This is a genomic window from Sandaracinus amylolyticus, assembly GCF_000737325.1.
Taxonomy (GTDB): Bacteria; Myxococcota_A; Polyangia; order Polyangiales; family Sandaracinaceae; genus Sandaracinus; species Sandaracinus amylolyticus.
The window spans coordinates 5937930-5958459 of sequence record NZ_CP011125.1; the positions used below are offsets into that span (position 1 = coordinate 5937930).

Consider the following 20530-nt stretch of genomic DNA (forward strand, 5'->3'; position numbering starts at 1 on the left):
GTCGTCACCGCTTCTTCCGCCGCTTCACGACGGGATCGCCCATCGCCGCGAGCACCGCGCGAGGATCGACGCGCTGCGCGAAGCGCACGATCGGTGCGCCCTCGGGGACCTCGTCGCCCGCGCACGCGAGCCGATCGCTCACGCAGAGCACGAGCTGCTCGATGCCCGCGTCGCGCAGTCGATCGACCTTCGCGCGCAGGTACGCGGGAGTCCAGTAGCCCACGATCTCGACGAGCCAGCGTCGTCGTGCGTCGTGGCGATGCACGAGCGCGAAGTCGGGCACCACCAGCACGTCGCCCGCGCGCACCGGCTCGGGATCGCGCACGAGATCCCAGTCGTGCGTGAGCCGCGCGAAGCGCTTCGCGAACGCATCTCCGACCTCGCCGTCGAGGGCGGGCGCTCGCATCCCCTCGACGAACACGGGATCGCGCTCGCGGACGATCCAGCTCCGCGGCCCCGAGTCGCCCGCCACGAGCGCGCGCAGTCGGAACCGGCGCACGCCGGCCAGCGCGGGGAGCAGCGACGCGAGCGCGCGACCGTACACGCGCGTCGCGCGGAACAGCGAGAGCGGCCCGGAGATCTCGAGGCGCGCGCCGTGCTCCTCGGGATGGACGACGCACACGAGCCCGCGCCGCTTGCACGCGCGCACGACGTCGTGCGGGTCTCCTTCCACGTCCAGCCGCACGCTCGATGCACGCGCGAGGAGCGCCCTCGCGAGCGCGTGGTTGCAGCGGATCGCGAGATCGGCGGGGCTCGGCACGGTGCGCGGCGCGGCGACGAGGCGCTCGCTCGGCAGATCGGCGAACAGCGCCTCTTCGATCGCGGCGACCGGCAGCGCGAGCGCGCGCGACGCAGCGAGCATCGCGGCCTCGCGAGAGGCCTCGGACGTCGCGGCTCGGAACACGATCGAGCGTACGTGCTCGGGGTCGTGCGCACCGCCGACGCGATCGGACCAGAGGTCGTCGAGCACGCTGCGCGCGAGCTTCACGCGCCGCGGCGGCGCGAGCGGTGACACGAGCATCTCGTCGAGCTCGCGGATCGGACGTCCTTCGGCGCGCTGGTACGTCGCGATCAACGCCGCGAGCCAGCGATGATCGCGCGCGTCCAGCCAGCGCGGAGACGCTTCGACATCGCTCATGGCCGTGCCTCCACCAGGCCGAGCGCCGCGATCCGCCGCGCGGCGCGACGGCGCTCCGACGTGCCCACGACGACGAGTTCGTAGACGATCGCGACCTTGCCGGGCGCGGGACGCAGCACGCGCCCGACCCGCTGCACGTGCTCGCGCGCGCCGAGCGCGCCGCCCGCGATGATCGCGATCTCCGCCCCGGGCACGTCGACGCCTTCGTTGAGCACGCGCGCCGAGACGAGCGCGCGCAGCCGTCCTTCGCGGAGATCCGTGATCGCACGCTCTCGCTCACGACGCCCGATGTCGCACGTGATCGGCATGATCAAGTGCGTGCGCGCGACGTCGTACGCGGATGCGTTGTCCTCGGTGAACACCAGCGTGCGCTCGCCACGGTGCCGCTCGATCAGCGTCGCCAGCGCGTGTCGTTTCGCCTCCGCGTGCGTCGTGATCCGGCGCGCGGCGCGCAGCGCGGCGAGCGCCCGGACGCCCGCTTCGGTCTGCGTCGCGAGCGCGACGATCTCGGGCCAGCTCGCGCCGGGGCGCGCCTGGAGGATCGGATCGACGACGGCGTGGAACGTCTGCTTCTCCGCGTCGTACGCGCGCTGCTCGTCGCGCGTCAGCCGCAGATGGAGCACGACGTGCTGGAGCTCGGCGAGCCAGCGCCCCGTCAGCTCGGCGGTGGTCGAGCGCGCGACGACCGAGCCGACGCGCTCCTCGATGCGCACGCGCGCACGATCGTCCTCGTTCATCGTCGCGGTGAGCCCGAGGCGCGCGGGCGCGATCGACATCTCGAGCAGGTCGTCGCGCGCGCCGTGCCCGAAGTGGTGCACCTCGTCGATCACGAGGAGCTCGAAGCAAGCCCCGAGATCCGGTGCGGCGCGCAGCGCGCCCTCGTAGGTCGCGACCGTGATCGGCGCGAGCTCGTGCTTGCCATCGCCCCACTGGCCCAGCGGCCCGAGGCCGAGCTCGGAGAGCGTCCGCAGCCACTGCTCCACGAGCACGCGGGTGGGTGCGAGCACCAGCGTGCGCGCCGAGGTCCGCGCGATCGCGGCGGCGCCGACGCGCGTCTTCCCGGCGCCCGTCGGGAGCACGACGATGCCGCGGCGATTCGCGGCCTCCCACGCGTCGAGCGCGGCCTGCTGGTACGGGCGCAGCTCCGGCGACGCGAGGTCGGGCGGTGGCGCTGGCGAGGGCGCGCGCACGCGATCGTCGAAGCGCACGTCGCGCAGCGCCGCGACGATCTCGGCGTACGCCGATGCCGGCGCGCGATGGCGACCGACACGAGGATCCCATCGGACGTGAGGGAGCGCCGCGGCCCGTTCGGGCTCGGCAGTGAGCAGCAAGGTTCCGCGGTCGTAGTCGATGCGCACGGCGCCCGCATCGACGCGTCGTGCGCGCGGTTGCGCGCGTCAGTGCTCGGCGACCGCGGGGCGAGTGCGCGGGAAGAACGCGAGCGGGCCCGGGAAGTCGCCCGGCAGCGAGATCGCCGCGCGCTCGCCGAACATGCGTCGCTCGGCGGCGCGCGCGCGTGCGTAGAGCGCGAGCCCAGGATCGTCACCGCACCCGCCGGGCGTCACCGCGCGCACCGCGAGCTCGACCGCGCGCGCGTGATCACCGCGCGTGTGATCGGGCGTCGCGCACGCGTGGAGCGTCGCGAGGTATCCGACTCCCGGCGTCGCCATCGCCGCGATGTAGGCCGAGAGCTCCGCGCGCACGGTCCGCGTCGTGAGCGGCTCGCAGCCCGCGCACGCGACGTCCTCGCTCGGCCCGTCGAGCACGTGACGCGCCTCGTGCACCGCCACGCTCCGCGCGACCCAGCCGAGCATCGACTCGAGCGCCGGATCGAGCTCCTCGGTGGTCCTCAACCGCTCCGATGCGCCGACGAGCAGCGCGGCCTCGGCCACCGTGATGTCGGGACAGCGCGAGAACCGGCTCGCGAAGAGCGCGCGCCGCAGCGCCTGATGGCTCGAGATCGAGAGCCCCTTGTACGGCAGATCGAACACCTCGAAACGGCTGCCGCACGCGTGCCGCGATCGGATCGCGTGCGCGATCTCGATCAGCACCTGTTCGTCCTCCGCGGTCTCGCGGAGGAGCGCGAGGTGCTCGGGCGGGATCGCGTCCTCGGCCTCGTCGCGCACCCACGGAAGGAGCCCGCGCTCCGCGGCCGGCCTTCGCCCATCGAGCGCCGGATTGAGCGCCGGCCACACGTGGCGCACCGCGAAGTGCAGCACTCGATCCGCGACCACCAGCGCGCCGTCGTCCTCTCGCGGCGTGTGGCCGAGCCATCCCTCCACCACGCGGCTGCGGTCGATCCGGCGCATCACGCGCACGCGCGCGCCGTCGGGGCTGCGCGTCTCCGCCAGCACGCGATACCCGAGCGCCACGACGTGCGCGTGGCGCCCGCGCACGTGCATCGAGGCCTCGATCCGATACGGCGCGCCGATCTGGTCGACGTAGCGATCGTGTGCCCAGAGCAACCAATCGATCCGGCGCGCGCTCGCCATCGGAGAGAGCGTCAGTCGCTCGTGCAGCTCGCCCCAGATGCGCGCGAGGTTGCGATCCGGCGCGACCGCGTCGCGCAGCTCGAGCCACGCGAGCTCCGCGCGCCGGCGATCCTCGCGCGTCCTCGCCTCGCTCGTTCGCTCGATCCACTCGGGGATCGCGATCGCGTGCACGCGCTCGAGATCGATCCTCGAGATCGCGTCGCGATCGATCGGGTACCACGGCTCGAAGCGCGGGCGTCCGCTCAGATCGATCTCGCCTCGGTACCACGCGTCGATCCACTCGAACCGCGACCCGAAGAGGCACGCCATCGCGAGGAGCATCGATGCGATCGACACCCCGCGCCGCATCCGGCCGCGCTCGTCCGCACGCCACGACTCGATCTCGCGATCGATCTCCTCGTCGAATGGCTGCCCTCGCGCCAACGCGTCCTCCGCGGCGAACGGGCTCGGACACCCGCAGAGCCCCGAAGTTCCAGGGAGCGCAGCGAATGCGCGCTGGACGGTCGTTTCGCGCTAGGGTCGTCCCGTGACCGACCGCTTCGACGATGCGCCGAACATGGCGATCTTCTGCGATTTCGAGAACGTCGCGATCGGCGTTCGCGACGCCAAGTACGACGAGTTCGACATCGACCTCGTGCTCGAGCGCCTTCTCGACAAGGGCAAGATCGTCGTCAAGAAGGCCTACGCGGACTGGGATCGATACAAGTCCGCGAAGCGCGCCATGCACGAGGCGTCCTTCGAGATGATCGAGATCCCGCACGTCTCGTACTCGGGGAAGAACTCGGCCGACATCCGGCTCGTCGTGGACGCGCTCGACCTCTGTTACGTCAAGCAGCACGTCGACGTGTTCGTGATCGTGTCGGGCGACAGCGACTTCTCGCCGCTCGTCAGCAAGCTCCGCGAGAACAACAAGCGCGTGATCGGGCTCGGCGTGAAGAACTCGTCGAGCGATCTGCTGATCGAGAACTGCGACGAGTTCATCTACTACGACGATCTCGTGCGCGCGCGGCGCGACGCGAAGGCGAAGCACAAGGCCGCGCGCCCCGCGAAGCCCGCGCAGCAGGCACCGGCACCGCGCGTGTCGGCGCCGCCTGCCCAGCCCGCCGCCACACCGAGCGCGACGACGCCGGCGTCGAGCACGACGACGTCGGATCACGGCGAGAAGACGCCGGAGCAGCGGCAGCTCGAGGCGATGGAGATGGTCCTCGAGATCGTCGAGGCGCTCTTCCAGGACCGCGAGGGCGCGCTCTGGGGCTCGATGGTGAAGCAGACGATGAAGCGGAAGCGCCCGAATTTCTCCGAGCGCTTCCACGGGTACCGCACGTTCAACGATCTGCTCGAGGACGCGGTGCGCCGCGGGCTCCTCGACGCGCACTTCGACGAGAAGTCCGGCGGCTACCTGATCACCGCGTTCGGCCCGAACGCGTGACTCACGTCGCGACGATCTGATCGATCAGGCCGCCGGTCAGGCTCGAGTCGCCGAAGTCGTCGACCAGCGAGCCGTCGTCCTTCCGCACGCCGACCGCGCTGATGATCGTGTTCAGCACGCGGTTGATCGTGACGCGGCCCACGTCGAGGTACTGGCCGGTCCGGAGGAAGCCGCCCGCGCTCCCCGCGAGCAGCCACGGCACCTTGTCGCCGCTGTGCGGCGGGCCGTTGCCGAGATCGTTCAGCCACACCGCGACCGAGTCGTCGAGCAGCGTGCCGCCGTACGCCGACGGATACGAGTCGAGCCGGTCGAGCAGGTACTTGAACATCTGCAGGTGCAGGCGGTCGACCTGGTGGTGGAGCGTGACCGCGTTCGGGATCGCCTCGCCGTCCGACCCGTCCGAGTAGATGCGGTGCGAGATCCAGTGGAAGCGCGGCAGGCGCGATCCGCCGATCTCGTACTGCGTCTGATCGTTGCCCTCGCCGACCTGGATCGTCGCGGCGCGGTTGATGTCGCAGCTGAACGCGAACGCGACGAGGTCCATGTGCCGGCGCACGACGTCGGGTCGCACGTCGTTCGCCTGCGGGTTGTCGATCGCGCTGATCGCGTCGACGAGCGACTCGTCGAGATCGCAGCTCATGCGGATCTCGGTGTCGCGGATGGCGTCGAAGTGCTGCTGCAGGCGGCGGCGATCACGCGCGCTGATGTCGGTGCGCCCGAGCAGCGACTGCATCTGGTCGCGCACGAGGTCGTTGACGCTCATGCGGCGCTCGGCGATGCGCACCTGGATCTCCGGCGGCGCCGACGAGAGGCCCATCATGCGCATGTACGCGTTGAGCGGCGAGCGCTCGGCGGACGTGCGCACGCCCGCGGCGCTCCACGAGAGGCCTTCCGCGATGTACGCCGAGCCCGGGCCGGCCATCAGCGTCAGCGGCTCGCGACCGCTCGGGTTCATCGCCCGCGCGATGCGCCAGTCCGCCGACTCGCCGCGTGCCTGCGCCGCGTTGCCCGCGCCCGCGTTGATCTGCGCGGCCGTGAGGCACTGCACGATCGAGTCGGAGTGGCCGCAGGTCGGCGTGCTGAACGGGCGCTGGATGCCCTTCAGGAGGTTGAGGCGCGGCGCGTAGTCGGCGAGCTCCGTCGTCGCGCGATCCGCGTTCTGCTCGCGCATCGCCGCCGTCGTGAGCGCGCCGGTCGCGCGCGGCCAGAACTGCTCGGGCTCGTCGTTCCACTGCTGCGCGACGCCGTTGCCGGCGCGCACGAACACCGCGAAGCGCGCGCGGTCCTCACCGCCCGCCCTCGCGCGGCTGCCGCCGAGCGAAGGGCCGAGCCACGACTCGAGCGCGGGGAGCGCGACGGTCACGCCCGCCGCGCCGATCAGGAACTTTCTGCGATTGATGCGCATCGTGCTCAGTCCTCGAGCTCGGTGGTGGAACGGGTGCGGAAGCCCTGGCTCGCGACGAGCTCGATCAGGATCTCCTGCACCGAGAGATCGTCGTCGATCGACGCGTCGCCGACGCGCGCGAGCACCGCGGCGTCGCGCGCCGACGGCGGACGGCCGTACGTGTACTCGAGCCAGTGCCGCACGTAACAGCGGTGCGCCATCGGCTGCTCGGCGATGACGCCCGAGAGCGCGACCGCGTCCTCGTAGTCGACGATCGTGCCGTCGAACGCGTACTCGGCGCTGGCGTCGACGGGCTGACCGCGATCCTCCTCGCGCCAGCGGCCGAGCGCGTCGTAGTGCTCGAACGCGAAGCCGATCGGGTTGATCATCGTGCCGTGACAGCCCGCGCCGCACGTGCCCGGGCCGGTGTGCGCGTCGATGCGCTCGCGCATCGTGAGCGCACCGCTCTCGTCGGCGGGGAGCGGCGGGACCATCATCGGCGGCGGCGGCAGCGGCGCGCAGAGGATGCGGTGGTTCACGAACACGCCGCGGTGGATCGCGTCGGGATCGGTCGACGACGAGTGCGACGCGAGGAAGCCGATCTGCGTCAGCAGGCCGCCGCGCTGCCCGGGGTCGAGATCGACGCGCTCCATCGTGTCGTCGTAGGTGCCGTCGAGGCCGTAGACCGTCGCGAGCTCCGCGTCGACGAACGTGTACGGCGCCGTCATCAGGCGCGAGAAGCCCGCGTTCTCCTCGAAGATGACGTGGCGCACGAACGACTGCGTCTCGTTCACCATCGACGCGCGCATCGACTCGGTGAACTCGGGGAAGAGCATCGTCGAGCGCGACACGTCCTCGTACTTCGGCATGTCGAGGAGCTGGTAGTGGAACGCCGCGACGGTGTCGGTCGCGTTCTCGTCCGCGAGCATGCGCGCGGCCTGCGCGCGGATGCCCTCTTCACCGCGGAGCGAGTCTCCGCGCGCGGCCTCGAACAGCGCGTCGTCGGGCATCGTGTCCCAGAGCGCATAGGAGAGGCGCGACGCGATCTCCCACGAGCTCAGCGGGACGACGTCGCCGGCGCGCTCCGTCGAGAGCTCCACGCGATAGAGGAAGTGCGGCGACTGCAGCATCGCCTCGAGCACCACGCGCACGCCGCCCGCGAAGGTGTCCATCTCCGGATAAGCCGTCGCGCCACGCGCGAAGAGCGCGACGTACGCGTCGACCTCGCCCGACGTCAGCGGGCGACGGTGCGCGCGCAGACCGAACCCCTCGACGAACGCGCGGGGATCGGTGCCCGCGCCCTCGGGGACGATGCGCGCGAGCGCGGTCGCGTCGGTCGTCACCTGCTGCGCGAGCGCTTCCGCGCCGCGTTGGTAATCGCCCCAGAGCGCCTCTCCGACGTACAGCTCGTTGCCGTTGTTGTCGAAGGTCGTCGAGGTCGCGTCGCCGAGGTACGCGTCGGTGATGCCGTTCGTCGAGTCGAGCCGCAGGAGGTCGCGGACGGTGTTCTCGTACTGATGGTGGCTGAGCCGTGGGAACCGCGAGGACGGAGACGGCAGCTCTTCCGCCGGAGCGCAGCCCTCCGCCTGTCGACAGATCGGGTTGTCGCGTCCACCGGGGCCGGCCGGGCCGTCGAAGAGCTCGCCCTGACAGCCCGTGAGGACGACAGGTAGGGCGAGCGCGGCGAGCAGCGGCGATGGTGAGAGCGTGCGTCGCGCAGGCGCGTTCATGCGCGCGTCGCTTCGCAAGTGATGGGCCGCGACGCTCGCGGACATGGAGCCAACTGGGATCGCCTGTCTCCAGCGCGCGTCGTGAGCAAACGCGGAGCGCGGAGCGCTCCATGCGCCGCGGGGCTGGAGCCCCCGATGCTCCGCGAGGCCGTGGTCGCCGGCCCCCGCGCTACGAGCACGGCGGAAACGAGAGGTGCGACCTCGGCACCGTCTATGCTCACGGCGCTCCCGCCCTGGGGGACGGGGAGCGGAGGGATCGAATGAGGAACTGGCGCTTGGTGCTGGGTGCGATCGTGTGCGCCTCGGCGATGATGGGATGCGCGGGAGACGACGACGGCGATCCGATGAACGACGCCGGGACAGGCGGAAGCGATTCCGGCATGCAGTCGATGACCGACGCCGGCGGCGACACGGAGGACTCGGGCACGGCTCCGGTCGACGCAGGTCGTGCGGACTCGGGCGGCGGCGGATCGGATGCCGGCGTGGACGGTGGCGGTGGTGACGACGGACCGACGTTCGCGGAGCTCCGCGCCGAGCTCTCGTCCTGCACGTCGTGCCACAGCGGCGGCGGGCGAGCGGGGCTGACCCTCAGCGGCTCGGACGAGGACGTCTACGCCGAGCTCGTGGATGAAGAGCGCACGCACGACAGCTGCAACGAGCACGACGTCCGCGTGGTGCCGAACGACCCCGAGTCGTCGGTGCTCTACCTGCGCACGCACGGAACCGATTGCGGTTCGACGATGCCGGCGAACGCGACGCAGCGGCAGCTCATCGAGGACTGGATCAACGCGGGCGCGCCGGGCCCGACCTGATCCGAACGAGGCAGACGGACGGATGAACGGCGGCTCGATCCTTCGAGCCGCCGTTCGCGTTCCGTCTCGCCCCAGGATTCTTTGACCGGATTCGCGTCCGACGCCGTCAGCGGTACTTCGGGACCCAGCCCTTGCGGTCCTGGAACAGGCGGACCGCGCGCACCGTGCGCGTCGCGCCGAGCTCGAAGCGGTGGTGGCGCTGCTTCGGGACCACGATGAGGTCCCCCTCGCTCACCACCACGCGCATCCAGCGATCGTCGCGCGAGCGGATGTCGAAGATCGCTTCGCCCTCGAGCACGTAGCGGACCTCGTCCTCGTCGTGCGTGTGCTCGCGATCGAACTTCGCGAGCAGCGCGTCGAGGTCGGGCGTCGTCGGGCGCAGCTCGACCTGGTCGCGCTCGACGTAGCGGTGCTCGCGCATGAGCGCGGCGAGCGGCGCGTCGTGCGCGCCGACGTCGTGGTGATCGTGGTGCACGCCCTCGGCGCGCAGCGTGTCGCCGTCGATCGCGCCGTGGTCGTCGAGCCAGAACGCCTTCATCGCGACACCCCGAGCTCGCGCATGCGCACGTACACGTCGAACAGGTAGTCGTAGACCTCGGCGTGCGCCTTCGCCTGGCGCCAGTCGCGGCCCCACACGTACACGCCGTGCGCGCGCACCAGCACGGCGTGCGTGCGCGGGTGCGCGCGGATCGCAGCCTCGAGCGTGTCCGCGAGCTCCTCTTCGCGATCGGTGTTCTCGAGGATCGGCACCACGACCTCGTCGCGATAGCCGTGCCCCGCGAGGCCCTTGATCATCTCGAGCCGCGAGATGCGGAGCGCGTCGCCCCCGAGCAGCGTCGCGAGCATCGCGCTCTTGCCGTGCGAGTGGATCACCGCGCCCGCCTCGCGCAGCCGGTACGCGTGGAGGAACAGCGGCGTGCACGCGCTCGGGCGTAGCGCGGGATCGCGCGGCGGCACTACGAGCGCGCCGTCGAGATCGATCGCGAAGAGATCCTCCTCGGCGACCAGTTCCTTGTGCACGCCGCTCGGCGCGACCCACACGCGCTCGCCCTCGCGGATGCTGATCCCGCCGCCGGTGCCCGACGCCCAGCCGAGCGCGTGGAAGCGGCGGCACAGCTCGCAGAGCACGGCGCGCACGTCGGTGCCGGCGCGCAGGATCTCGTCGCCCGATCGCATCGGAGAGGACCTTGGCGCATTGGCGCGATGCGCGGAAGCCGCGCGCGTGTCGATCGAGCGACGTCCGTGCGACCGCTGCTATGCTCGCCGCCCTTCGGAATGAGACGTCCGCTCGACTCGACGCTGAGCCCGCACGTGCGCGGGATGATGACCTCGCCCGCGGTGCGCATCGCGGATCGCTGCGACGCGATGCGCGCGCGCGGCGACAACGTGTACAAGCTCGTGCTCGGGCAGTCGCCGTTTCCGATCCCGGATCGCATGGTCGATGCGCTGCGCGTCGCAGCAGCGGAGAAGGAATACCTGCCCGCGCAGGGCCTGCCCGCGCTGCGTCGCGCGATCGCGGCGCACGTCGAGCGCAGGCTCGGCGTCGATCGCACCGGCGAGGACGTGCTGGTCGGACCGGGCAGCAAGGAGCTCGTCTTCCTCCTACAGATCGCGTTCAACGGCGACCTGCTGATCCCGACGCCCGCGTGGGTCTCGTACGTGCCGCAGGCGCGCGTGCTCGGACGCGAGGTCGTGATGCTCCCGACGCGGCGCGAGGATCAGTACCTGCTGCGCCCGGACGATCTCGCGGCGGTGTGCGAGCGCGGCGGCGATCGACCGCGCCTGCTGGTGCTCAACTATCCGAGCAACCCGACGGGCCTCACGTACCGCGCCGACGAGCTGCGCGAGCTCGCGCGCGTCGCGCAGAAGCACGGTGTGCTGCTGCTCGCCGACGAGATCTACGCGGAGCTGCACCACAAGGGGCAGCACGCGTCCATCGCGCGCTGGTATCCCGAGGGCACGATCCTCTCGACCGGGATCTCGAAGTGGCTCGGCGCAGGTGGCTGGCGGCTCGGCGCGTTCGTGTTCCCGCAGGAGCTGCGCGGTCTGCTCGACGCGATGGCGTGCGTCGCGAGCGAGACGTACACGTCGACGTCGGCGCCGGTGCAGCACGCGGCGGTCGTCGCGTTCGAGGGCGGCGAGGACATCGATCGCTACCTGCAGCAGGTGCGGCGCGTGCTCGCGGCGCTCGGTCGATGGAGCGCGCGACGGCTGGTCGCGGCGGGCATCGACTGCGCGCAGCCCGTCGGCGCGTTCTACGTGTTCCCGGACTTCGGTGGCGTGGGCGGCGCGATGCGCGCGCGAGGGATCACGACGAGCACCGGGTTGTGCGAGGCGCTGCTCGACGAGACGGGCGTCGCGCTGCTGCCGGGATCGGTGTTCGGTCGTCCCGAGGAGGAGCTGACGGCGCGCCTCGCGTACGTCGACTTCGACGGAGCGCGCGCGCTGTCGGCGGTGAGCGTGATCCCGCGCGAGCAGCCGCTGGACGAGACGTTCCTGCGGCGCCACTGCGCGCGGGTGGTCGAAGCGGTCGAACGGATCGTGGGGTGGGTTCGCAGGTGAGGCTTCGGCGTCCGGGGATCGCGATGCGCTCAGGCGAAGATCTCGAGGCCGTCGAGCACGTCGGCGATCGCGATCCGCGCGCCGAGCGTCGGTAGCCGGCTCACGAGCGAACGAGCGCAGCGCTCGCGGCGAGACCTCACCAGCGCATGACGATCTTTCCGAACGTCTCGTCGCGCTCCATCGCGCGATGCGCATCGGCGATCCGTTCCATCGGCATCACGTCGCCGACGACCGGCTTCAGCACGCCGCGCTCGAAGAGCGGCACCGCCTCGCGCGCGAAGATGCGCGCGAGCGTCGCCTTCTCCTCGAGCGCACGCGCGCGCAGCACGGTCCCGATCACCCGCGCGCGACGCGCGAGGAGCACCGCCATCGGCAGCGAGCCGTTCACGCCGCCGAGCATGCCGATCACGACGATCGTGCCCTTCGTCGCGAGCGCGCGGACGTTCTCGTCGAGGTACGACGCGCCCACCGAGTCGAGGATCACGTCGGCGCCGCGACCGACCTCGCGCTCCAGCGCAGCCGCGAATGCCGGCTCGGTCTTCGGCGGCACCTCGATCGCGTGGGCGAGGCCGAGCGCCTTGCAGCGCTCGAGCTTCTCGCGCGTGCGCGACGTGCCCACCGGGATCGCGCTCACCGCGCGCGCGAGCTGGATCGCCGCAGTGCCGATCCCGCTGCCCGCCGCGTGCACCAGGACGACCTGACCTGCGCGCATCTCGGCCTGCAGGAAGAGCGCGTCCCACGTCGTGAGGAACACCTCGGGGATCGCGGCCGCGTCCTCGATCGACATCCCCCTCGGCACCGGGATCGCCTCGCGCGCGTGCACCACGACGTGCGTGCTCATGCCGCCGCCCGCGACGATGCCCATCACGCGATCGCCGATCTTCCAGTCGATCACGCCGTCGCCCAGCGCCTCGACGTGGCCCGCGTACTCGAGCCCCGGCACGTCGGCGGGCGCACCGGGCGGCGCGGGATAGAGCCCACGTCGCTGCAGGAGGTCGGCGCGGTTGACCCCTGCGGCGCTGACGCGCACCAGGATCTCGCCGGGCCCGGGCCCGTGCATCGCGCGCTCCGCGATCGTGAGGACGTCGACGTCGCCCGCGCCCGTGATGACGACCGCGCGTGTCTGGATCGTGGTGCTCGTCATGTCACGGGCAGTTGTACTGCACGACGAGATCCTCGATCGACGGAGCACGCGAGCCTCCGTCGCTGAAGAGCTGGAGCTCGAGCTCGAGGTGACGTCCGGTGCCCACCGGACCGGGCATCGCGACGAGGTCGGTCGGTCGCGCGGTGAAGGGCCCGACCCACGTCGCGCTGGCGAGATCGACGACGTCGTCCGCGGTGCGCGCGCGCAGCTCGAGCCGCGTGCCCGCGGGCACGCTCGCGTCCCACGTCACGTGCTCCCACTCGGTCGGGCCCACCGCGCAGCCCGCGAGGATCGTCCGGTAGTAGCCGTTCGGCGCGGTGAACGTGCGCAGCGCGTAGCCCGTGAAGTCGCTGTACGTGTACGGCGCGATGCCGGTGGGGAACTCGCGCGACGCACCGGTGCGAGGATCGACGCGCGTCGCGGTCGCCGATTCTTGGTTGACCAACCAAACCATCCCCGCGGAGTCGAGGCCCACGCCCGTCGTGCCTCGCCCCGGGAGCGGATCCAGCGTCGTGCCCCAGACGCGCTGCACGGCGCCGCGGTTCGCGTCGAGGATCGTCACGCGCGAGATCGGCGGGCTCGCCTCGACGCCGCCGCCCGGCAGCACGCGGTAGTACTCGTGCGACGACGCGACGTACACGCGCCCGCCCGCGTCCGCCGCGATACCGCGTGTCACGCCGGAGTCGGGCAGCGCGAACTCGCTCCACGCGCGCGAGGTCTGATCGAAGCGGAACACCGCGCCGCACGTGAAGCCCGCGAGCCACACGCGATCGTCCGCGTCGACCGCGATGCCGTACGAGCCGGTGCACCCCGCGACGCGACCGGGCGCGGTGTCCATGCGCGCGACGCGTCCGGTCGCGGTGTCGATCGCGACGATGGTCGCAGTCGAGATCTCGACGAACCACACCTGGCCGCGACCGTCCGCGGCCGCGCCGTACGGGTAGAACCCACCGATCGTGGTGCGCGGGAGATCGACGGTGCGGATCACGTGACCGTCGTCGGGATCGAGCTGCACCGCACGACGCTCGTTGAAGAGCCCGACCCACACCGTGCCCGCGGCGTCGACCGCGATCGCGCGCGGCACGCCGTCGACCCCACCGACGTCGACGGTCCAGAGCAGGCACTCGTCGCGCTGTCCGAGGAACTCACCCGGGACCGTGCGCTCGACGACGCCGTCGCCGTCGAGATCGCGCGAGGTGTCGATCACGCCGTTGCCGTTGCGATCGATGCAGTCGCTCTCGACGCCCGCGATCTTCGTGACCGTGCCCTGCGCGAAGAACGCGCGGTTCGCGACGTACACCGCGCCGCGCAGATCGACCGCGGTGCGCGAAGGACAGTTGCCGCCACGTCGCTGGGTCTCGCACTCCTCGCCGGTGGGCGACGCGTGGTTGCTGCCGTCGCGCAGCACGGAGTCGTACTCGGCGGCCTGGCGTCCATCGCGCGTGTCGACGCGTGTGATCGTCGCGAACGCGGTGTTCGCGATCCATGCGAAATAGGTCTCGGTGCGCGAGGTGCTCAGCGTGAGCTCGCCCGACGGATCGACCGTCACGCCGGCCGCGTCACCGTCGGGATCCCATCCGGTCTCGCCCGGCACCGGCACGCGTCGACATCCGGGACGACAGTCGAGGCACTCCGAGAGCGCGCCCTCGTCGATGCGCGCGTCGCAGTCCTGATCGGCGCCGTCGCAGCGCTCGGGGCGGCCCGGCGCGACGTTCGCGTCGCGGTCGTCGCAGTCGCCGGCGCACGAGGAGGCTCCGTCGCCGTCGAGGTCGCGATCCTCGGCGACGTGCGAGCACGCGTCGGCCGCGGGATCGCAGCGATCGATCGTGCACTCGTCGCCGTCGTCGCAGGTCGGAGGCGGCGCGACGATGCAGGTGCCGTCGGGCGCGCAGCCTTCCGCGCCGTTGCAGAAGACGCCGTCGTCGCACGCGGGGCACGGAGGGATCGCCGCGTCGACGCGACCCGCGTCGATGCGTGTGCCGGCATCGACGCCGCGCCGCGGCGGGAAGTCGACGCCGGTGCTCGATCCGCACGCGACGAGCGAGAGCGAGAGCGCGACCACCCATGAGCGCGCGTGCATGCCTTCGAGGCTCGCATGCACGCGCTGCATGCGTCGAGCGCTACACCCGCGCGATCGCGCGCCGGCTCAGCCTGACGAAGCGCACCGTCATCGCAATCGCGACGCAAGTGAGCCCCGCGGACAGCCCCCACCACAGGCCCGCCGCGCCGAGATCGAGCACGCCCCACGCGAGCGCGATCCCGAGCGGGAGACCGACCGCGTAGTGCCCGCTCAGGTTGATCACGAGCGGCCAGAACGTGTCGCCGGCACCGCGCAGCGCGCCCTGCGCGATCGTCTGCGCGCCGTCGCTCAGCTGGAAGCACGCGGCCACGAAGAGCAGCGGCACCGCGGTGCGGATCACGGCGGGCTCGAGCGTGAAGAGCGACGCGAGGTGCTCGGGGATCGCGAGCAGCACGAGCGCGCCCACCGTCATGATCGCGGTGCCCGACGCGACTCCGACGAGGCCCGCGCGCCGGGTCGCGACGGCGTCGTCGCGCCCGATCGCGTGGCCGACTCTCACGCTCGTCGCCGCGCCCACGCCGAGCGCGATCTGGAACGTCGTCGACACGAGCGAGAGCGCGACCTGATGCCCGCCCATCACCTCGGTGCCGAAGCGCGTCATCAGCATCGTCACCAGCGAGAACGAGCCCGCCTCGATCAGGAACTGCACCGCGATCGCGCCGCCGATGCGCACCGCGCGCGCGAGCAGCACGCGATCGGGCGCACGCAGCGAGCCGTCGCCCGGGGGCACGTCGAGCACGGTGATCGGCGCCGCGGCGATCACGAGCTGCACGATCGTCGCGACCGCGGTCGCGTACCCCGCGCCCGCGATGCCGAACGCCGGCACCCCGAGCGGCGCGTAGCCGAACGAGAGGCCCATCGCGACGGGCACGTTCACGACGTTCGCGACCACCACTGCGATCAAGAGCGAGCGCGTGCGGCCGAGCGCCTGGAGGTACGCGCGCGACGCGGCGAGCACGAGGAACGGCAGCAGGCTCGGCAAGCGCGCGTGCAGATAGGTGCGCGTGAGCGAGAGCACCTCGGGCGTCGCGTCGAATCGATGCAGCTGCTCGCCGATCGCGATGACGATCGCGGAGAGCGGCACCGTCACCGCGACCGCGAGCCACACGCCTTGCCACAGGATGCGTCGCGCCGTGCGGTGCTCTCCCGCGCCGACCGCCTGCGCGATCAGCGGATCGAGGCCGAACATCAGGCCCATCCCGAACACCGCGAGCAGGAAGAAGATCGCGTTGCCGAGCCCCGCGGCGGCGAGCTCGGACGCGCCGAGGCGCCCGACGATCGCGATGTCGACGAGGCTCAGCGCCATGTTGCCGAGGTTCGTGAGCACCAGCGGGGTCGCGAGGCGCGCGAGCTCCGCGAGCTCCTGTTCGATCGCACGGCGCACGGGGGCGGGAGGCGTAGCACCCTTTTTCGATCGGCTATGCTCCGCGACCCATGTTCAGAAGGCCCTGGGCGAGCGCGGCGGTGGCAGCGATGGTGATCGGCTGCGGTTCGAATGCGAGCGAAGAAGAGACCGGCGCGGATCCGACGACCGCACCTCCGATCGAAGCGGCGCCGAGCGCGCCCGCTTCGATCGCCGACCCCGATTTCCTGGAGCAGTACGCAGTGACCTACCGCTTCAACCACGGTCACCCCGGCGGCTTCCGGCTCACGCCCGAGGGCGACGCGGTGCTCTTCCTGCGATCGGGCCCGCGCTCGTTCGTGAACGACCTGTGGACGTTCGACGTCGCGGGCGGCACCGAGCGCGTGCTGCTCACCGCGGATCAGGTGCTCGGCGGCGCCGAGGAAGAGCTCTCCGCGGAAGAGCGCGCGCGCCGCGAGCGCATGCGCATGACGTCGCGCGGGATCGCGGGGTTCGATCTCTCGCCCGACGGACGCACGCTGCTCGTGCCGCTCTCGGGTCGTCTCTTCCTCGTGGATCGCGCGCGCGCCGGGCAGGAGGGCTCGGTGCGCGAGCTGATCTCGAGCGCGGGCTTCCCGGTCGACGCGCGCTTCTCGCCCGACGGCTCGAAGATCGCGGTGGTGCGCGAGGGCGACCTCTACGTGATCGACGTCGCGAGCGGGCGCGAGCGACGCATCACGACGCGCCCGAACGAGCACGTCGAGTACGGCAGCGCGGAGTTCGTCGCGCAGGAGGAGATGAGCCGCTACGAGGGCTACTGGTGGTCGCCCGACTCGCGCTCGCTGCTCGTGCAGGAGACCGACACGAGCGGCGTCGAGCGGATGCACATCCTCGATCCCTCGCACCCCGAGCAGTCCGCGCACGAGTCGCCCTACCCGCGCCCCGGCATGCCCAACGCGAGCGTGCGCCTCGCGCTCGTCTCGGCGAACGGCGGCGCGCTGCGCTACGTCGACTGGGACCGCGAGCGCTACCCGTACCTCGCCACGGTGCGCTGGGCGCAGAACGCGCCGATCACGCTCCTCGTGCAGGATCGCGCTCAGCAGGAGGAACTGCTGCTCGCGATCGATCCGACCTCGCTCGAGCAGCGCACGCTCCTCACCGAGCGCGACGACGCGTGGCTCAACCTCGATCAGGACGTGCCGCGATTCATCGCGAACGGCACGCAATTCCTCTGGGCGAGCGAGCGCTCGGGCGAGTGGCGCCTCGAGCTGCGCAACACCGCGGACGGCGCGCTGATCCGCGAGCTCACGCCGCAGGAATTCGGGTACCACGGCATCGTCGCGGTCGACGAAGCGAGCGGCAAGGTCTGGGTCGGCGCGTCGAACGAGCCCAGCGAGATGCACGTGTATCGCGTCTCGCTCGACGGCACCGGCGAGCCCGAGCAGATGACCTCGGGGCGCGCGATGCACGAGGCGGTGGTCGCGCGGAACGGCAGCGCGTGGGTCCACACTTCGCGCACGCTCGAGGGCCCGCGCACCAGCACGGTGAAGCGCGCCGACGGCACCGAGGCCGGCGTGGTGCGCTCGTACGCCGAGGAAGCGCCGTTCGCGCCGAACGTGACGATCGAGAACGTCGGCGCGCGCGCGTGGCGCGCGGCGATCGTGCGTCCGCGCAACTTCGAGGAAGGCCGCCGCTATCCGGTGCTCGTGCACGTCTACGCGGGCCCCGGCGTGCGCTACGTGAGCGCGGATCGCGACCGCTGGATGCTCAACCAGTGGTTCGCGGATCACGGCTTCATCGTCGTGACGTTCGACGGTCGCGGCACGCCGGGGCGCGGCCGCGAGTGGGAGCGAGCGATCCGCGGGGACTTCATCACCGTGCCGCTCGAGGATCAGGTCGCAGCGCTGCAGGCCGCGGGCGCGGCGCATCCCGAGATGGATCTCGAGCGCGTCGGCATCTACGGGTGGTCGTTCGGCGGCTACTTCTCGGCGATGGCGGTGCTGCGTCGCCCCGACGTGTTCCGCGCGGGCATCGCCGGCGCGCCGGTGAGCGAGTGGCGCGACTACGACACGCACTACACCGAGCGGTACCTCGGGCTGCCCGAGGCCGAGGGCCAGGAGGGCGCGTACGCGCAGAGCTCGGTGCTCACCTACGCCGCGCGCACCGAGGGCGATCAGCGCCCGCTGCTCATCGTCCACGGCACGGCGGACGACAACGTCTACTTCAGCCACGCGATCAAGCTGAGCGACGCGATGTTCCGCGCCGGGCGCGACCACGAATTCCTGCCGCTCGCCGGGCTCACGCACATGGTCCCGGAGCCGCTCGTCACGCGTCGACTCCAGACGCGCATGATCGAGTTCTTCCGTCGCAGCCTGGCGCGCTGAGCGCGACTGCTACGGAATGTGTAGCGCTACGCATTCCGTAGCACCGCGTCGAGCTATCCTGCGCGCGTGCTCTCGTACTGCGCTCGCATCTCGACCCCAGTCGTCGTTTCCGTCGCGCTGGCGGCGTGCGACGGCCGAGCCGCTCCGAGCGACGGCGGCAGCGAGCTGCCCGACGCCGTCGCGCAGGACGACGCGCCCGATGCGCCGGCCGACGCCGGGCCGCCCGACGTGCTCTTCGTCGGCAACAGCTACGTCTTCGTGAACGACGTCGCGGGCCACTACCGCGCGATCGTGCCCGGCGGCCGCGTCGAAGAGGTGACGGAGGGCGGCTACACGTTCGCGCAGCACGCAGCCGACGCGCGCACCGAAGGCACCGCGCTCGCGCGCGCGCTCGACGAGGACGGCGCGTTCGACGTCGTCGTGCTCCAGGAGCAGAGCCAGATCGGTGGCTTCTATCCCGTCGACGCCGATCGCATCGCGTCGATCGCGGGAGCCTCCGAGCTCGGTGCGCTCGCGCGCGCACGCGGCGCGCGCGTCGTGCTCTACGCGACGTGGGGACGCGAGCGCGGCGACACGAGCGGGTTCCCGCCCTACACGACGTATCGATCGATGCAGGCGATGCTCGACGCCGGGTATCTCGGGCTCGCGGCGCTCCTGCGCGACGAGGGCGTCGACGTGCGCATCGCGCCCGTCGGCGGCGCGTTCCACGCCGTGCACGACGACGTCGTGCGCGCGGGCGGCGACCCGTACGCGGAGGGCAGCGACTTCGACGCGCTCTACGAGCCCGACGAGTCGCACCCCTCGCTGCGCGGCGCGTACCTCGCCGCATGCGTGATCGCGGCGACGATCACCGGCGACGATCCGCGCACGTTCGTCGACGAGCCGACGCTCGGCGCGGACACGTCGAGCGCGCTGCGCGACGCGTGTGCTCGTGCGATCGACGACCCGCGCTGGACCGTGCCCGCGATCGTGCGGACCGAGCCGCTGATGCTCGACGAGCCGACGACCTACGGGCGCGTCGGGATCACGATCGCGATGTCGTCCGATGGGTCGCGTGTGATCGCGGGCGCGAGCGCGATGGGCAGCGCGCGTGTCTTCGCGCGCGGCGCGACCGCGTGGGCCGAGGAGATCGCGTGGGCCGACGCCCGCGACGTGATCGCGCTGAGCGGCGACGGAGTGCGCGCCATCGCGGGCGATCGCATCGTGCGGCGCGAAAACGAGGTGTGGACCGACGAGGCCACGGTCCCGCCCGGCCCGGGAACGTTCGTGGGACGAGGCGGCAGCGCGGCGCTGAGCGCGGACGGAACGCGCGCCGTCGTCGGTGGGCTCTGGGACGAGACCGGCGAGGGCGCGACGGTGAGCGCGCGCGTGCTCGTGCGAAGCGGCGAGACGTGGGCCGAGGAAGCGCCGATCCCCGCGAGCGAGGCGTCGCTCTTCACCGCGGTGACGGTGGCGATGGACGCGACCGGCGAGCGCATCGTGGTGTCGGACGGCGCGGTCCGCGTGTTCGTGCGCGACGGGACGACGTGGAACCTCGAGGGCACGCTCGGGACGGGCCGCTTGCCGGTCGCGATCTCGGGCGACGGCACGCGCGCGTTGGTGGGTGACTCCGACGCGCTGCGCGCGATCGCGTACCTGCGAAGCGGCACGACGTGGGCCGAGGAACAAACGCTGATCGGATCGCCCGCGAGCCGCTTCGGGAGCGCCGTCGCGCTCAGCGCGGACGGCACGCGCGCGATCGTCGGCGCGCCCGGTGACATGCCCGTCGTCATGCGCGCGGGCACCGGCAGCGCGCGCGTGTTCGTCCATCGCGACGGCGCGTTCCACGAGGACTTCGTCGTCGTGCCGCGCGAGCCCGCGACCGTCACGCCGAACCTCGGCTGGTCGGTCGCGCTCGACGCGACGGGCACGCGCGCCGCGCTCGGCGAGCCCGACCACGACGCAGGCGCAGAGCTCCCGAGCACCGGGCGAGCGCACGTCGCCGAGCTCCCGTGACGAGCGCGCTACGGAAATCGTAGCGCTCGTCACGGCGA

15 protein-coding genes are annotated in these 20530 nt (G+C 71.9%); 5 read left to right on the forward strand and 10 right to left on the reverse strand.

What is annotated here, in order from left to right; translation table 11 throughout:
* Window positions 1–4: 4 nt before the first annotated feature.
* The 3 genes from DB32_RS25005 to DB32_RS25015 are packed head-to-tail and all read right to left on the reverse strand — an operon-like array spanning window position 5 to window position 4053.
* A complete protein-coding gene (locus tag DB32_RS25005) occupies window positions 5–1138 on the reverse strand; it encodes a DUF790 family protein (protein WP_053235156.1) in 1134 nt (377 codons plus the stop codon).
* Window positions 1135–2496, reverse strand: coding sequence for a DEAD/DEAH box helicase (locus DB32_RS25010; RefSeq protein ID WP_053235157.1), 1362 nt, complete (start codon window positions 2494–2496; stop codon window positions 1135–1137). Before DB32_RS25010 ends, DB32_RS25005 begins: the two co-directional genes overlap by 4 nt.
* Before the next feature lie 39 nt (window positions 2497–2535).
* Window positions 2536–4053, reverse strand: a complete 1518-nt coding sequence (locus tag DB32_RS25015) for a hypothetical protein (protein WP_053235158.1) — start codon at window positions 4051–4053, stop codon at window positions 2536–2538.
* A gap of 103 nt (window positions 4054–4156) precedes the next feature.
* Here DB32_RS25015 and DB32_RS49640 point away from each other — a divergent pair, with 103 nt between their 5' ends.
* A complete protein-coding gene (locus DB32_RS49640) occupies window positions 4157–5059 on the forward strand; it encodes an NYN domain-containing protein (protein WP_075097618.1) in 903 nt (300 codons plus the stop codon).
* Between the two features lies 1 nt (window position 5060).
* Here the strand turns inward: DB32_RS49640 and DB32_RS25025 are convergent, their stop codons facing one another.
* Both DB32_RS25025 and DB32_RS25030 read right to left on the reverse strand, forming a co-directional pair.
* Window positions 5061–6464 carry a DUF1552 domain-containing protein gene (locus DB32_RS25025; RefSeq protein ID WP_053235159.1) on the reverse strand — a complete coding sequence of 468 codons (1404 nt, stop codon included), beginning with the start codon at window positions 6462–6464 and terminating at the stop codon, window positions 5061–5063.
* A gap of 5 nt (window positions 6465–6469) precedes the next feature.
* Window positions 6470–8173 carry a DUF1592 domain-containing protein gene (locus tag DB32_RS25030; RefSeq protein ID WP_083458563.1) on the reverse strand — a complete coding sequence of 568 codons (1704 nt, stop codon included), beginning with the start codon at window positions 8171–8173 and terminating at the stop codon, window positions 6470–6472.
* Between the two features lie 260 nt (window positions 8174–8433).
* Between DB32_RS25030 and DB32_RS25035 the strand changes: the two genes are divergently transcribed.
* Window positions 8434–8985, forward strand: a complete 552-nt coding sequence (locus tag DB32_RS25035; RefSeq protein ID WP_053235161.1) for a hypothetical protein — start codon at window positions 8434–8436, stop codon at window positions 8983–8985.
* 106 nt (window positions 8986–9091) lie between these two features.
* On the opposite strand, the gene DB32_RS25040 is transcribed toward DB32_RS25035, so the two are convergent.
* Entirely contained in the window at window positions 9092–9523 is a 432-nt protein-coding gene (locus tag DB32_RS25040; RefSeq protein WP_053235162.1) for a 1,2-dihydroxy-3-keto-5-methylthiopentene dioxygenase, read from the reverse strand.
* The gene (mtnB, locus tag DB32_RS25045; protein ID WP_053235163.1) at window positions 9520–10161 is read right to left on the reverse strand and encodes a methylthioribulose 1-phosphate dehydratase; all 642 of its coding nucleotides are present in this window, start codon (window positions 10159–10161) and stop codon (window positions 9520–9522) included. The genes DB32_RS25040 and mtnB overlap by 4 nt, the downstream gene beginning before the upstream one ends.
* 99 nt (window positions 10162–10260) lie before the next feature.
* Here mtnB and DB32_RS25050 point away from each other — a divergent pair, with 99 nt between their 5' ends.
* On the forward strand, window positions 10261–11547 hold the full coding sequence (locus DB32_RS25050) for a pyridoxal phosphate-dependent aminotransferase (RefSeq protein WP_053238948.1): 1287 nt from the start codon (window positions 10261–10263) through the stop codon (window positions 11545–11547).
* Window positions 11548–11683: 136 nt separating this feature from the next.
* On the opposite strand, the gene DB32_RS25055 is transcribed toward DB32_RS25050, so the two are convergent.
* The 3 genes from DB32_RS25055 to DB32_RS25065 are packed head-to-tail and all read right to left on the reverse strand — an operon-like array spanning window position 11684 to window position 16155.
* Entirely contained in the window at window positions 11684–12691 is a 1008-nt protein-coding gene (locus DB32_RS25055) for an NAD(P)H-quinone oxidoreductase (RefSeq protein ID WP_053235164.1), read from the reverse strand.
* Between the two features lies 1 nt (window position 12692).
* Window positions 12693–14801 carry a MopE-related protein gene (locus DB32_RS25060; protein WP_053235165.1) on the reverse strand — a complete coding sequence of 703 codons (2109 nt, stop codon included), beginning with the start codon at window positions 14799–14801 and terminating at the stop codon, window positions 12693–12695.
* Between the two features lie 10 nt (window positions 14802–14811).
* Window positions 14812–16155, reverse strand: a complete 1344-nt coding sequence (locus tag DB32_RS25065) for an MATE family efflux transporter (RefSeq protein WP_053235166.1) — start codon at window positions 16153–16155, stop codon at window positions 14812–14814.
* 50 nt (window positions 16156–16205) lie between these two features.
* Between DB32_RS25065 and DB32_RS25070 the strand changes: the two genes are divergently transcribed.
* Both DB32_RS25070 and DB32_RS25075 read left to right on the forward strand, forming a co-directional pair.
* On the forward strand, window positions 16206–18497 hold the full coding sequence (locus DB32_RS25070; RefSeq protein ID WP_240481250.1) for a S9 family peptidase: 2292 nt from the start codon (window positions 16206–16208) through the stop codon (window positions 18495–18497).
* A gap of 66 nt (window positions 18498–18563) precedes the next feature.
* Window positions 18564–20492, forward strand: coding sequence for a YncE family protein (locus DB32_RS25075; protein ID WP_053235167.1), 1929 nt, complete (start codon window positions 18564–18566; stop codon window positions 20490–20492).
* Window positions 20493–20530: the final 38 nt, after the last annotated feature.

Coding starts and splice junctions, on each gene's coding strand:
- DB32_RS25005 (WP_053235156.1), bottom strand. CDS start 1,138: ATGAGCGATGTCGAAGCGTCTCCGCGCTGGCTGGACGCGCGCGATCAT.
- DB32_RS25025 (WP_053235159.1), bottom strand. CDS start 6,464: ATGCGCATCAATCGCAGAAAGTTCCTGATCGGCGCGGCGGGCGTGACC.
- DB32_RS25030 (WP_083458563.1), bottom strand. CDS start 8,173: ATGAACGCGCCTGCGCGACGCACGCTCTCACCATCGCCGCTGCTCGCC.
- DB32_RS25035 (WP_053235161.1), top strand. CDS start 8,434: ATGAGGAACTGGCGCTTGGTGCTGGGTGCGATCGTGTGCGCCTCGGCG.
- DB32_RS25040 (WP_053235162.1), bottom strand. CDS start 9,523: ATGAAGGCGTTCTGGCTCGACGACCACGGCGCGATCGACGGCGACACG.
- mtnB (WP_053235163.1), bottom strand. CDS start 10,161: ATGCGATCGGGCGACGAGATCCTGCGCGCCGGCACCGACGTGCGCGCC.
- DB32_RS25050 (WP_053238948.1), top strand. CDS start 10,261: ATGAGACGTCCGCTCGACTCGACGCTGAGCCCGCACGTGCGCGGGATG.
- DB32_RS25055 (WP_053235164.1), bottom strand. CDS start 12,691: ATGACGAGCACCACGATCCAGACACGCGCGGTCGTCATCACGGGCGCG.
- DB32_RS25060 (WP_053235165.1), bottom strand. CDS start 14,801: ATGCAGCGCGTGCATGCGAGCCTCGAAGGCATGCACGCGCGCTCATGG.
- DB32_RS25070 (WP_240481250.1), top strand. CDS start 16,206: ATGTTCAGAAGGCCCTGGGCGAGCGCGGCGGTGGCAGCGATGGTGATC.